The following is a 13,247-nucleotide window of genomic DNA, read 5'->3' as shown; positions in this document are numbered from 1 at the left end:
TGAACGGAGCGAGACGGCCGAGGAGTTGAAGACCACCCGACGGTGGCTGCCGCGCCCGGCCGAAGCCGCATCGACGTGGTCAGAACTCCACCGGATCCGCACGATCGGGCAGGTCGTACGGTGCCCGCCGCCCCGGCCGCGCCCCGGTTCGGCACCGACGATGGTGATGACGCCCATGCCGGCCTTGCGCAGCAGCGTTGGCGTTCGGAGGCGTACACATCCCCGCCGGTCCCGACGACCCGCAGCGCCGGCAGCGCCGGCAGCCCGAGGAATGCCCTGAGTGCCCGATCAAGTTGCCCCAAATGCCTGATCGGCCGATCGGCCCTATGGTGCTGTTATGGAGCACGCACTCAGCCCTGCGACCCTCTCCGAACTGCGCCGACCGCGCGCCTATCCGGCGGTGTCCGTACTCACGCCGACCCACCGCCGTGAACCCGAGAACGCCCAGGACCCGGTCCGGCTGCGCAATGTGGTGGCCGAGGCCAAGAAACAGCTGGAGGCCGACCCGGCGGTCCCCCGGGAGCGGCGCGCCGATGTCGTCCGGCAGCTCGACCTGGCCCTCGCCGAGATCGATCTTTCCCATACCGAGGACGGTCTGGTGATCTTCGCCGCTCCGGGCGAGCACCAGGTGTGGTCCCTGTCCCGTGCCGTACCGGAGCGCGTGGTGCTCTCGGACACCTTCCTGACCCGCAACCTCGTCTCCGCCCAGGCCTCGGAGCGCCCGTTCTGGGTCCTGTCGGTCTCGGCCGACCGCGCCACACTGTGGAACGGCGGCGTCGACCGTGTCACCGAGCACCGGGCCGGCGGCTTTCCGCTGACCAGGACCCGCGAGAATTTCGACTCCGAGCGCCTGGAGCGGATCGGTGACATGCCGAGCACGTTCCGGGACGAGGACACGCGGCACTTCCTGCGGGACACCGACACGGCGCTGGCCAAGCTCCTGCGCGAGGACCCGCGGCCGCTGTACATCACCGGCGAGACCGCGGCACTGTCCGCGCTGGACGACGTCGGCAGCGTCACCAAGGACGCGGTGCACGTCCCGCACGGCGGTCTCGCGCACGGCACCCCGGACGCGGTCTGGCATGCGGTCCGGCCACTGGTCGCCGCGGAAGCCCGCAGGAGCACCGACGCGGTGACCCTGGAGCTCGAAGCGGCGCGCGGACGGAGGGCGTTCGCGGCCGGTGTCGACGAGATCTGGCAGAGCGCCCGGGAGGGTCGACTGCGATTGCTGGCCGTCGAGGAGAACTACCGGGTCACGGTCCGCGATGCGGGCGGCGACCATCTGATGCCGGCCGAGAGCGGCGACCTCGACGCCCGCGAGGACATCGTGGACGAGATCGTCGAACAATGCCTGGAGACCGGTGCCGAGGTCCGTTTCGTACCGGACGGCACGCTGGGAGGATCCGACGGCATCGCGGGGGTGCTGCGGTACTGAGACCGCCCTACGCCACTCAGACACCCCCGAAGAGCGCGCTGAGCCCCTGTTCGACGGCCTCGCCGAGGTCCTCCTGCCCTGCGTCGACCACCGCATAGGTGCGGAGCAGGAAGCTTCGCAGGGCGGGCGTGCCGAACTGGAGGAGGGCGAGACCATACGGCGAGTGGAACTCCACGACCGTCGTGCTCCGGCCGCACGGCCAGAGGTGCACGTCCCCGCCGCCGGCCGGCCCCCGCAGCCCCTCCTCCAGCAGGGTACGGGCGAAGGTCCAGGTCACTGCCTGTCCGTCCAGGGAGACCTCGGGCGGGAAGTCGACACAGACGGCCAGCGGGTCGGTGGAGTCGTAGCGCAGGATGGCGGGGACGGGCAGTTCCTGGTTCTCCGCGGTGATCAGCCGGGCAGGGGCGGGCTGCTCGAGGGTCGTGTCCATACGGTCTCCACTGCGGGCGAGAGGTCGGCCGGTTGTGCCGATGTGTACTTACGACCTCGCAAGTGGCGTTTGCATTACGCCTGAACGGGGGTGAATTAATGTGACCTGCGTCACATGGCAAGATTCCTCGACTTCACCACGAGGTCTTGCCAGACTCCTTAGAACAAAGGACCGTCGAACACGCAGATGAACACCGGATCGGACACCCCACCGACCCACCAAGTCGCGTACAGCGCCTACGACTTGCACCATCAAAGGGCGTAGACGACACGCTCCGCCCGATCCCTCTGCGAAGACTGTGGCATATGCCAGAAGCACCACCGTATCGTGTGCTGCCAAATCCCTTACAGCGCGTCGCGCCCTGTGCAACAGTCGTAACGGTCCCTCCGCCCCGCCCAGGCCGAACCGTCCCCGCATCGGAGTGCGTCATGCCGTCCCACCTCTCCGCGGACCACCCCGCCGCCCAGCCGCCAGGACGCGGCTCGGTCGACGCGCTGATTTCGCAGACACGGCGGCTCAAGGGCGATGTGGACGCCGTACGACGGGACGCGCCCAGTGACGGTTCGGACCCCCAGGAGCGCTGGCAGCGCGCGCTGTACGACCTCGCACTTCACCAACTCACCGATCTGGACGAGCACTTGGCGCAGCTGCGGGAAGGCCCGCCGCCCGTGCCGTCGGTACCCGGGGCACAGTCCGCCGCGCGAACCGCGCCGCCCGCTCCCCGGCGCGGCTCGCTGCTCAGCCGGGTCGGCAGCGCGGAGTGGAACCTCCTTACGGACGAGGCGAGTTGGTCCGGGGAGCTGTACGAGATACTCGGCCGCGACCGCACAGCTCCCCCGCTCACCCTCGACGAACTCCCTTCCCTGGTGCTCGACGAGGACCGGCCGACACTGACGGGCATGGTCACGGACTGTCTGGTCGATGCCAAACGCATAGACGGCGAGTTCCGTGTCGTGCGCCCGGACGGCGAGGTGCGCACCGTCCACATGATGGGCGAGCCCGTGCTCGGCGCCGACGACAGCACCGCCTCGATGTGGGCCGTGCTGCGGGACGTCAGCGAACTGCGGCGCAGTGAACGGGCGGTGAGCGAGACCCGTGACTCGTTACAACGCCAGAGGCAGCGCGCGCAGAGCGAGCACCGGCTCGCGGTCGAGCTGCAGGAGGCCGTGCTGCCGCCGTGGCGTGGCTCCCTGCGGCTCCCGCACCAGGGCACCGAGACCCTGGACCTGGCCGCCCACTATCTACCGTCGTCGGCCAGCGCCCTGATCGGCGGCGACTGGTACGACGCACTCGAACTGGCCGACGGCGAGACCCTGCTGAGCGTCGGCGACCTCACCGGGCACGGAGTCGCCGTGGCCTCCGGCATGGCGACCCTCCTCGGCGCCGTGCGCGGCATGGCGATGGCGGGCACCCAACCCGGCCAACTGATGTCGCTGCTCAACCAGTTGCTCGACGCCACCGTGCAGCCGGCTCTCGGCAGCGCGGTCTGCTGCCGCTACCGTCCCAAGACCCGCACCCTGGTCTGGGCGCAGGCCGGGCACCCCGCCCCGCTGCTGTTCCGGAGCGGGACGGGGCGCAGGCTGAACTCACCCGACGGCGTGCTCCTCGGCGCGACCTCCGGAGCCGTCTACGCGCAGGCCGAGGAGACCCTCGAACCGGGCGACCTGCTCCTGCTGCACACGGACGGACTGGTACCCGGGCGCAGCAGTACGGCTGCCGTGAACCGGCTCCTCGACCTGGCCCCCCGTTTCGACGGGGCGCGCACCGCACAGGACTGTGTGCGCATGGTCATGGAGGAGTTCGGCGAGACCGAGCGCGAGGACGACGCCTGCGTGCTCATCGCGAAGGTGACTGCATAACAAGCTCACGCCCGAGCGCTGTTGCCACCCCTTCCCTTCGGCTTCGGCAGTGCCTGCCTGATCTCCTCGCGCAGCTCGTTGATCTTCGGGTAGCTGGAGTACTCGGCGGTGAGCCGGTACATCTGACGCAGCCGGTCCCAGGTGCGGTGCGAGGAGTTGGAGCCCATCGACACCAGCGCCAGCCGCGCATAGCGGTCCGCCTGTTCGGGGTCGTCGGCGATGAAGCAGGCCGAGGCCATCGACAGGAAGTCGAAGATCTTCGACCGCTGCCGTCCGTCGACCCGCAGGGCGAGGGCCTTCTCCGCGTAGTGCTGGGCGTGCGCGGCCGCACTCGGATCGTGCTCCGCCAGCGTGCGGTAGGCCAGGGCCTGCATGCCGTACAGGTCCTCCTCCTTGAAGGTCTGCATCCAGCTCGGCGGTGGCACGTCGCTCTTGTCGGAGACGAAGAGGTCCTCCGCCTGTCCGAGGGTGCGGCGCATCGCCTGGCCCTTGCCCATGGAAGCCTGTGCCCAGGCCTCGATGGTGTAGAGCATCGCCCTGGTGCGGGGCAGCACCTGTTCGCCGGAGCCGGACCGGGCGAGCTTCATCAGGTCGAGTGCGTCGTCGGGCCGGCCCAGGTGCACCATCTGGCGGGCCGCACGGGAGAGCGCCTCGCCGGCGCGGGGCCGGTCACCGCCCTCTCTCGCGGCATGGGCGGCGATGACGAAGTACTTCTGAGCCGTCGGTTCGAGGCCCACGTCGTGGGACATCCAGCCCGCGAGGACGGCCAGGTTGGCGGCGACGCCCCACAGGCGCCGCTGGAGATGGTCGGGCTGCCGGTAGGCGAGCATGCCGCCCACCTCGTTGAGCTGGCCCACGACCGCCTTGCGTTGCAGCCCGCCGCCGCGGGCCGCGTCCCAGGCCCGGAACACCTCGACCGAGCGCTCCAGTTCCTCGATCTCCTGCGACCCGATGGGGGCGGCCTCGTAGCGGTCGAACCCAGCGGGGTCGGCGTGCAGGGGGTCGTCGAACTGGGGGGCATCGGCGGTGAGGGCCGGATCGGTGTGCAGCCAGTCGTGCATGGCACTGCTGAGTACGGATCCCGCGGTGAGCGCGGCACCCGCGCCCACCAAGCCGCGTCGGTTGAGCATGAGGTCCATTCCCGTGAATTCGGTGAGGACCGCGGCGGTTCGGTCGGGCGCCCACGGCATGCCGTCGGGATGTTCCACGCTCCCGTCGCCCTGCCGTTTCCCCGTACGCCCGTGCCGGACCAGACCGAGGTCCTCAATGGTCACGACACGGCCGAGACGCTCGGTGAACAGAGCCGCCAGCACCCGCGGCACCGGATCGCGCGGGATCTCTCCCATGTCGATCCACCGCCGCACCCGCGAGGTGTCGGTCGAGAGCTGCGGATGGCCCATGGCCGCCGCCTGCCGGTTGACCAGCCTCGCGAGTTCACCCTTGGACCAGCCGGCGAGGCCGAACAGGTCCGAAAGTCGGGTGTTGGGTTGTCCGCTCACATCAAGCCCCCAGGTACTCGGCTGAGTTGACAGTAGCCCCGTGTCAGTTGCTCCGGGACTATTCGCCAGGGTTCGCCAGGGTGCGCCAGATGGTGTGCCAGTGCGCGTCTGCGGTGAGGTAGGAACGCGCCACCCCGACCCGGACCTCACTGGGACATTCCCCAGGGTGCACCCCGTGTTCCGGGTCGGGCAGCGCACTGCTTCTCCAGGCACAGCAGGCACACGAAGGGATCTGTCTCGCCCATGTACGCAGCATCGTCCTCTGTGTCCGCCCCGCCCCGGTCGCCGCATCTCCGCCCGGCGGGCGGTGGCCCCTACCTCGACCCCGCGCGTCCGACGGCCCCCGTACCGGGTACGGGCAGGACGCGGCGCGTTCCGGGGCTCGGCACCCAACCGCTCAGCGGGAGACTCGACTTGTCCGGCCCCCAGGGCGCCCAGCTGCGCACGGCGATCGCGTCGGTGCACCGGATCTGCCCGGAGTTCGCCCCGGTGCAGGTGCTGCGCCGCAGCGGACGCTCCGTGCTCCTGGTCGGTACGACGGGACGCAGCACGGCTGTCGCCAAGTGCTTACTCGACCACTCCCCCGTATGGGCCGAGCGGATCCGGCACGAAATAGCCGCATACCGTTCGTTCGTCCGGCACCGGCCCCCGGTGCGCGTCCCGCGGCTGATCGCGGCGGACCCGGACAACTGCACCCTGGTCATCGAGCGGATGCCCGGCCGGGTGGCGGCTCTGCACCGGCATCCGGCCGAAGCCCCGCCGCGCGCGGACATCAGGGCGGCGCTCGGCGCGGTGTGCCGGCTCAACGCCTGGCGTCCGCCCGCGGGCACCTTCAACGCCCCCCTCGACTACGCGGCCCGCATCTCCCGCTACCACGAGCTGGGACTGCTGACCGACCGGGACATGGGCGACCTGCAGAAGCTGCTGCACGGCATCGCCCACTCGGGGGGCCGACAGGGCATGGGCCAGTTCTGCCACGGCGATGCGCTGCTCTCGAACATCCTGCTCTCACCGGCCGGTCCAGTGCTGGTGGACTGGGAGCACGCGGGCTGGTATCTGCCGGGCTACGATCTGGCGACGCTGTGGTCGGTCCTCGGCGACGCCCCGGTGGCCCGCCGTCAGATCAGCCAGATCGCCCAGTCGGCGGGCCCCGCCTCGCGGGACGCCTTCCTGGTGAACCTGATGCTCGTCCTGACTCGTGAGATCCGTACCTACGAGACGGCCGTGCAGCGTTCGATGCACGACGCGACCCCGGCGGCACCGGGCGCGGCCCACCCGGGTGCTGCGCCGTCCGGCGAGGAACAGCGGCTGCTGCTGAGGCGGCTGCACGACGACTGCCAGCTGGCCCGTCGGGCCGTGCGCGCGGCGGTCGGCACTCGCTGACGGGGACGAAGGTCCGCGGTGCGCCCCGAAGACTTGGGCGCACCGCGGACCTTCGTATGTGCGGCTCCTCGCCAGGGGACATTGGTGTACGCCACTGACGCCCCGCAGGCCTGGATGCATCAGCCACGAAACTCCCGGCACCCCTCATTGACATGGGAAATCGTCTGCCCCTGGGCATGATTGACGGATCGTCGGCAAGCCGGTACCACTGACGCACGCCCGGCCCCGCACGGCTCATCGCGCCCGACCGTCCCAGGAGGCTGCATTGCGAGGATCCACGACCGACCCCAACAGAGCCACCCGGAGGGTGATCGGCACGCTGGCCGGCACCGCCCTGCTGCTGCCCCTGCTCGGCGCGGCCCCGTCGCAGGCCGAAGACTCCTCGGCCGGCCTCCAGCAGGCCTTCGCCTCGGCGGCCGCCGAGTACCACGTCCCGCAGAGCGTCCTCCTCGGCGTCTCCTATCTCCAGTCCCGCTGGGACGGCCACGCCGGAGCGCCGAGTGTGACCGGTGGCTACGGCCCGATGCACCTGACCGACGCCCGCACCGCACTCGCCTCGGGACCGCACCACAGCGAGGGCACGGAGGACGCCCGTGGCGACAGCGCCCGCCCGGCGCTGCTCCCGGAGACGAAGGTGCCGACGCCCACCGAGCTCCCGGCCCGGCTGGAGACCTTGCCGAAGGCGGCCGAGCTGAGCGGTCTGAGCGCCGGGGACCTGCGCGCCGACCCCGCGGCGAACATCGCCGGCGGTGCCGCGTTGCTGGCCGCCGCACAGAAGGACCTGGGCGAGCCGCTGAGCCAGGACCCGGCGGACTGGTACGGCGCGGTGGCCCGCTTCTCCGGCGCGGACGACAGCGCGACGGCGGCAGCGTACGCGAACGACGTCTTCGACGTGCTGCGCACCGGCGAGGAGCGCACCACGGACGCCGGTCAGCGGATCGCACTGACCGCGCAGCCGACGCTCGCCCCCGACACCGCGCAGCTCGCCCGGACGGGGCTGCGCACGCTCGGCAGCGGCAACACCGAGTGCCCGAAGAGCGTGTCCTGCGAGTGGATCCCGGCACCTTACGAGGAGTTCGGGGACAACGACTACGGCAACCACGACCTGGGGAACCGTCCGGCCTCGCAGAGCATCAAATACATCGTCATCCACGACACGGAGGGCGCCTGGGAGGGTGTCCTCAACCTGGTGCAGGACCCCACCTATGTGTCGTGGAACTACACCCTGCGCTCGACCGACGGTCACATCGCCCAGCATGTGAAGGCGAAGGACGTGGCCTGGCACGCGGGCAACTGGTACATCAACGCGAAGTCGATCGGTCTGGAGCACGAGGGCTTCCTGGCGAATCCGGACGCCTGGTACACGGAGGCGATGTACCGGTCCTCGGCGCGGCTGGTGAAGTACCTCTCCGCGAAGTACGGCATCCCGCTGGACCGGCAGCACATCCTCGGCCATGACAACGTGCCGGGCCCGACGACCTCCACCGTCTCGGGCATGCACACCGACCCCGGCCCGTACTGGGACTGGCGGCACTACTTCGAGCTGCTGGGCCACCCGTTCAAGGCGACCTCCGCCAAGCGGGGCGGCCTGGTGACGATCCGGCCCGACTACGCGACCAACCAGCCGCAGTACACGGGCTGCGTCGCCAAGGGCGAGCCCTGCGCGTCCCACGGTTCGAGCGAGGTACGGCTCCACTCGTCCCCCGACGAGAACTCCGCTCTCATCACGGACATCGGTATGGGCGGCCGGGCTCCGACGACCGACGTGAACGACCTCTCGTCGCGGGTCTCCACCGGCCAGCAGTATGCAGTCGCGGACCGGGACGGTGACTGGACGGCGATCTGGTACCTGGGCCAGAAGGCGTGGTTCAAGAACCCCAGGAGCAACCCGACCGCGGTGAGTACCGCCGGTCTCGTCGTCACCCCCAAGGAGGGCCTCGACAGCGTCCCGGTGTACGGCCGCGCCTACCCCGAGGCCTCCGCCTATCCGACGGGGGTCCCCGCACAGGCGGTGTCGCCGCTGCCGTACAAGCTGCTCAAGGGCCAGACGTACGTGATCGGTGACAAGGTGCCCGGCGAGTACTACTACGCGGTCACCTTCACGACGGACTCGCACAAGGTCGTGGTCGGCCAGGACCTGTACTACGAGATCCAGTACGGCCACCGGGTGGAGTTCGTGCGGGCGGCGGACGTCGAGGTGAAGCCCTCGGGCCGGCGCCGGTAGGGGGCGTTCGGCGGGTGGAAGCTCCACTCCTCCGGGGTGGGGCCGCCACCCGCCGGACGCTCACCACACGTTCAGGCCTGCTGGAAGAGCTCCGCCGGCAAGGGCTTGAGGAGGGCGTACAGGTCGTCCGTGATCGGTCGGTCCCAGGCGGCGATGGTCACCAGGACGTTGTCGCTGCGATCGAACTGGACGCAGGAGATGCGGCTCTCGGAGAGCTTGAGGCGGCGCACGATCAGGAGGTTGTCGCCCTGCATCACCGGCATCTCCTCGGTGTCGGTGACGGTCACCTCCTCGTCGTTCTCCAGCGCGATCAGCAGCTGCGCCACCTCGAAGGGGACCTGCCCGTCGGGGACCTCGCGGGCCGGGGAGCCCTCGGGGAGGTTACCGATGATCATCGCGGGGCCGCGGCCGCCGAAGAGGTCGTAGCGCAGGAAAACGCCCTGACAGGTGCCGTCGGGGGCGGGCAGGAGCCCCGCGCCGAGGTTGCCGGGCCAGTCGCCCGGGTCCATGGCCAGGACATCGAAGTCTGGACCGGCGGGGGTGGCACTACGGCGGCGGAGAAACGACATGCGCCAATGGTAATGGGCAGTCACGTGGTCGTGCGGGTGCAGGTGGGTGGGGACCTGCCGCGCGATTCCGCGCCCCTACGGGGGACCACTCACCGTTCGCAGGCCTGCACTGTCCGTTCCCAGCTTGCGACATACGGCCGACAGCAACCGTGTCGTCGTCTGCTCATCGGCGTTCAGCTCCTTCGCGATCTCCTCCTCGGTGTGTCCCTGCGCCGCCAGGTTCGCCACCGTACGTTCGCGCGCCGTGAGCGTGTCCGTCTCCGTGCTGTGCAGCCGGCGGGGACGGAGGCCCGCGGCGGTCAGTTCGTCGCGGGCGGTCTCGATCAGACCGTCGGCGCCGCACTGGACGGCTGTGTCGAGACCCCGGTAGAGGTGTTCCGCCGCCTCCCGGGCACGACCCGTGCGACGGAGTTCCGTGCCCAGCGCCACCAGCGCGCAGGCGAGCTCGTACGCGGCCGGAGAACGTTCCAGGTGGGCGACCGACTCCTCCAGGAGCTTCACTCGGGCCGAGTCCGGTGAGACCTCGGCAGCCAGCCGGAGTGCCTGGCCCACCGCCGAAGGGGTCCCGAACTGGCGGGCTCGTGCCACCGCTTCGAGGGCCGTCGTGACCGCCCGCTCCGGGGCGTCGTGGCTCTCGGCGCGGGCCAGGTGGAGCTGCCAGGGGCACCACGCGGGGTTGCGCATGCCGCGCGGTTCCAGGCGGCGGCCGGCGGCTGCCAGCTCGGCGGCCGCGTCCTTGGTGAGGCCGCGCGCCAGCAGCAGCTCGCCGTACACGGTCTGGGCGTCGGGGAAGACCACCACGGCCGGGAAAGGGGGGCCGAAGGAGTGGTCCTCGGCGGTCTGCGCGGCCTCGTGGACCCGGCCACGGGCGAGCAGGACCTCGATGAGGATGCCCACGGCGTACCACTGGGCCGGGGTGCCCGGCCCGACGCGCTCGGCGAGGCGCAGTCCCGCGCGGACGAAGTCCTCGGCCTCGGCCAGGCGTCCGCGGCGGAAACGGACGTAGGCGAGCAGGGTGTAGGCGAAGGAGAGGTGGGCGCCGCGCCAGCCCTGCCGTTCGAAGTCGGCGATCCCGGCGGCGAAGAGCTCCTCCGTGCGGCCCGGGCGGTCGGCGTAGGTGAAGGCGAGGGCGACCAGGACGGGCACCTCGAAGCCGCGGTCGGGATCGGCCCAGCCGAGGCCGCCGACGAGGGCGCGCTCGGCGTGGTGGAGGGCGATGTGGGCGGGTTCGCCGCGCAGGACGGCGTCCCAGGTGCGCAGGCCGATGATGTACCGCTCGGTGAGGTCGCGGCCGGTGAGACGGTCGGCGAGCCGCGCCATGCGGCGGGAGCGGGAGGGGTGGTCGGGTTCGTCGGCGCGGAAGGCGTCCCACATGAACTGTTCGGCCACCATGCGCAGCTTGACGCGGGCGTCGCCGGTGACCCTGATCTCGCGGGCGAGGGTGTCGGAGGCCTCGGCGAGGCGGTCGCTGTGGGCGAGGACCTGGGAGAGCCGGTAGACGATGCGGTGGCGCAGAGCGGAGTCGGCGATGGGCTCCTCGAGGGCGGCGCGCAGGTGGTTGACCGTGGTGGCCGGTTCGGTGAGCAGGGAGGCACTGCCCAGTTCGTACAGGACGGCGGCCCGGTCCTCGGAAGGCGGAGCTTCGCGCAGGGCGCGGGCGAGATAGCTGCGGGCCGCGTCGGGAGCGCCGGAGCGCAGGGTCTCGGCCGCGGCGGCGCGCAGTTGCTGGACGACCCAGGGGTCGCCGTCGGGATGCGTCTCCAGGAGGTGGCGGGCGGCGGCGGCAGGGCCCCGTCCGTCGTCGACCACGCACCAGGCGGCCTGGCCGTGCAGCGCGACGCGGAACCCGGCCGGGATGGCCCGGTAGACGGCGGTGGCGATGAGTGGGTGGACGAACTCCAGGGATTCGCCGCCGGTGAGGATGCGGGCGCCGCGCAGGGCGTCGGCCGCGTCGGCGGCCTCTTCGTGGCCGAGTCCGGCGACGGCGGCGGCGAGGTGGGGATGGATCTCGGTGCCGAGGACCGCGCAGGCCCAGGCGAAGCGGACGGTCGAGGTGCCGAGGCGTTCGAGGCGGGCGACCAGCCCGCTGCCCTTGACCGCGGCCGCGAGATCACGCAGGAGGTGCGCCGCGTCCTCGGTCGGGGTGACGCCGCGGTCGTGCACCTTGGCGGTCAGCTCGACCGTCTCGAAGGGGTTGCCCGCGGTGACGGCCCAGCATTCCCGGCAGAACGCGTCGTCGGCGTGCGCACCGAGCGTCTCCCGTACGAGACGGGCGACGGCGACGGCGCTCAGCGGTTCCAGGTCGAGCGGGCGTCCGCCGGCCCGGCCGGGCAGTGCCCTGAACGACTCGGCGTGGTCGGGGAGTTCGTCGGGCCGGTAGGCGACGACCACCAGCAGCGGGAGTTCCTCGGCACGGGGTGCGAACGCGGCCAGCCAGCCCAGCGATTCGGGGTCGGCCCAGTGGGCGTCGTCGAGCACCAGCACCATCGGGGAGCGCAGGACGGCGAGATGGGTGAGCACCCAGTCGAGTCCGTCCCGCAGGCCCTGCGGGTCGGGCGGCGCCCCGTCGGTCGGAGCGCACAGGCCGAGTGCGGGGCCGACGATGTCGAACCAACTCCCCAGCTGGGCACGGAGATCGGCTTCGCCCGCGCCGGCGAACTGCGGCTGCAGCAGCTGCCGGGCGACATGGAAGGCGACCCGCTGCTCCTGGTCGCCGCCGCGGGCGGCCAGCACCGTGCAGCCCCGGGCGGCGGCACGGCGACGGACCTCGGTGAGCAGGGTCGTCTTGCCGATGCCGGCCCGGCCGGCGACGGCGAGCACAGCGCCGCGGGAGCGCCCGCGCGCTTCGGCACCGTCCGTGCGCAGCCCGGTGAGCTCTGCCAACGCCTCGTCGACGGCGGCAAGTTCACTCTCCCGCTCCAGGAGAGTCCTTCTGCTCCGCACACTGCGCTGCACCATGGCGCACCCCCCGTCACGGCGGCACACCCGCGCGGGGAGCGGGCGCACACCGTGACCACCTACAGGCACCTCAGCGTACGCCTGCGTGGTGCGGTACGGGCCCGTGTCGACCCACTCGGGTCATGGCTGGAAGACATGTTCGTACAGCACGGCGAGAACGTGGATCAGCCCCCCGACGCCGGCGGCTGCGGCCGAACGGAACCGCTCACCCCGCCGCTTTCCCCGCTTCCTGAACCGCCGTCTGCCCGCCTTCGACGTCACGGCCCCTCCCCTGCCCCCGGTGGCGCTCATGATGCCGTGCCACCCGCGCCCGGTTGCCGCAGGAGGACTTGCACCACTCCTGCCGCGGATGATCCTTCAGGAAGTAGCGGACGCAGCGCGGGGCATGGCAGGCGCGCAGCCGGTGCCGGTCCGCTCCGGCGAGAAAGGCGATCGCGGCCTGCGCGAGTACGGCCGTGAGGTCGGTCCCCCGCGGCACCGGCTGCCGGTGTACGACGGGTTCGGCGTCGTCGGTCCAGTGCAGCACCGGGACGGTCGGGGTGCGGGCGGCGGCCGCGTTGAGGCGGGCGACGGCTTCGGGCACGGGCAGCAGGCGTGCCGCGTCGGCGGGGCTGGGCTCGCCGGGACGCACGGCGCGGGCGAAGAGGGCTCGGACGGCGGCCCGCAGGTCACGGACCGCCGCGAGGGTCCCCTCGTCGGCGACGAAGTGCGAGGCGTCCGGCAGCGTCTCGGCATGGTCCCGGACCCAGGCGGTGAGACCCACGGGGTCGGCCAGGTCGTCGGCGACGCCGCCGTGTCCGTCGTGCCGGATGGTGAGGGCCAGGTCCAGGGTGAGACGGGCGTCCCTGTCGATCGTGTCCTGCATACGGCTAATGATAGGTTCCGCCGCA

At 71.5% G+C, this 13,247-nt stretch carries 9 protein-coding genes and 1 pseudogene; 4 read left to right on the top strand and 6 right to left on the bottom strand.

From position 1 onward, the window contains the following. Nucleotides 1–96 precede the first annotated feature (96 nt). A pseudogene (locus OG841_RS42530) lies at nucleotides 97–254 on the bottom strand (arginine deiminase family protein); the annotation flags it as partial. Between the two features lie 83 nt (nucleotides 255–337). Here OG841_RS42530 and OG841_RS42525 point away from each other — a divergent pair. Then, nucleotides 338–1,435: a baeRF3 domain-containing protein gene (locus OG841_RS42525; RefSeq protein ID WP_371569724.1), complete on the top strand. Its 1,098-nt coding sequence runs from the start codon at nucleotides 338–340 to the stop codon at nucleotides 1,433–1,435. Nucleotides 1,436–1,451: 16 nt separating this feature from the next. Here the strand turns inward: OG841_RS42525 and OG841_RS42520 are convergent, their stop codons facing one another. Next, complete coding sequence (locus tag OG841_RS42520; protein ID WP_328636484.1) at nucleotides 1,452–1,865, bottom strand: SsgA family sporulation/cell division regulator; 414 nt, start codon at nucleotides 1,863–1,865, stop codon at nucleotides 1,452–1,454. A 428-nt stretch (nucleotides 1,866–2,293) separates the two neighbouring features. Here OG841_RS42520 and OG841_RS42515 point away from each other — a divergent pair, with 428 nt between their 5' ends. Next, complete coding sequence (locus tag OG841_RS42515) at nucleotides 2,294–3,724, top strand: PP2C family protein-serine/threonine phosphatase (protein WP_328636485.1); 1,431 nt, start codon at nucleotides 2,294–2,296, stop codon at nucleotides 3,722–3,724. A 5-nt stretch (nucleotides 3,725–3,729) separates the two neighbouring features. On the opposite strand, the gene OG841_RS42510 is transcribed toward OG841_RS42515, so the two are convergent. Then, nucleotides 3,730–5,223, bottom strand: coding sequence for a DNA-binding protein NsdB (locus tag OG841_RS42510; protein ID WP_328636486.1), 1,494 nt, complete (start codon nucleotides 5,221–5,223; stop codon nucleotides 3,730–3,732). Nucleotides 5,224–5,466: 243 nt separating this feature from the next. Here OG841_RS42510 and OG841_RS42505 point away from each other — a divergent pair, with 243 nt between their 5' ends. Together OG841_RS42505 and OG841_RS42500 are read left to right on the top strand one after the other, a co-directional pair. After that, nucleotides 5,467–6,606 carry an aminoglycoside phosphotransferase family protein gene (locus tag OG841_RS42505; protein ID WP_328636487.1) on the top strand — a complete coding sequence of 380 codons (1,140 nt, stop codon included), beginning with the start codon at nucleotides 5,467–5,469 and terminating at the stop codon, nucleotides 6,604–6,606. 265 nt (nucleotides 6,607–6,871) lie between these two features. Next, nucleotides 6,872–8,830: an N-acetylmuramoyl-L-alanine amidase gene (locus tag OG841_RS42500; protein WP_371569720.1), complete on the top strand. Its 1,959-nt coding sequence runs from the start codon at nucleotides 6,872–6,874 to the stop codon at nucleotides 8,828–8,830. Between the two features lie 71 nt (nucleotides 8,831–8,901). Here OG841_RS42500 and OG841_RS42495 read toward each other — a convergent pair whose 3' ends face one another. From OG841_RS42495 to OG841_RS42485, 3 genes are all read right to left on the bottom strand, one after another. Next, on the bottom strand, nucleotides 8,902–9,399 hold the full coding sequence (locus tag OG841_RS42495) for a hypothetical protein (RefSeq protein WP_328636489.1): 498 nt from the start codon (nucleotides 9,397–9,399) through the stop codon (nucleotides 8,902–8,904). A gap of 75 nt (nucleotides 9,400–9,474) precedes the next feature. Beyond that, nucleotides 9,475–12,357, bottom strand: coding sequence for an ATP-binding protein (locus OG841_RS42490; protein ID WP_371569718.1), 2,883 nt, complete (start codon nucleotides 12,355–12,357; stop codon nucleotides 9,475–9,477). 205 nt (nucleotides 12,358–12,562) lie between these two features. Next, nucleotides 12,563–13,222 (bottom strand): CGNR zinc finger domain-containing protein, encoded by a 660-nt coding sequence (locus OG841_RS42485; protein ID WP_371569716.1) that lies wholly within the window; start codon nucleotides 13,220–13,222, stop codon nucleotides 12,563–12,565. Between the last annotated feature and the right edge of the window lie 25 nt (nucleotides 13,223–13,247).

Source organism: Streptomyces canus (genome assembly GCF_041435015.1).
GTDB lineage: Bacteria > Actinomycetota > Actinomycetes > Streptomycetales > Streptomycetaceae > Streptomyces > Streptomyces canus_G.
The sequence above is the reverse complement of the archived record's forward strand: the minus strand, read 5'-3'. Positions and strand labels throughout refer to the sequence as shown.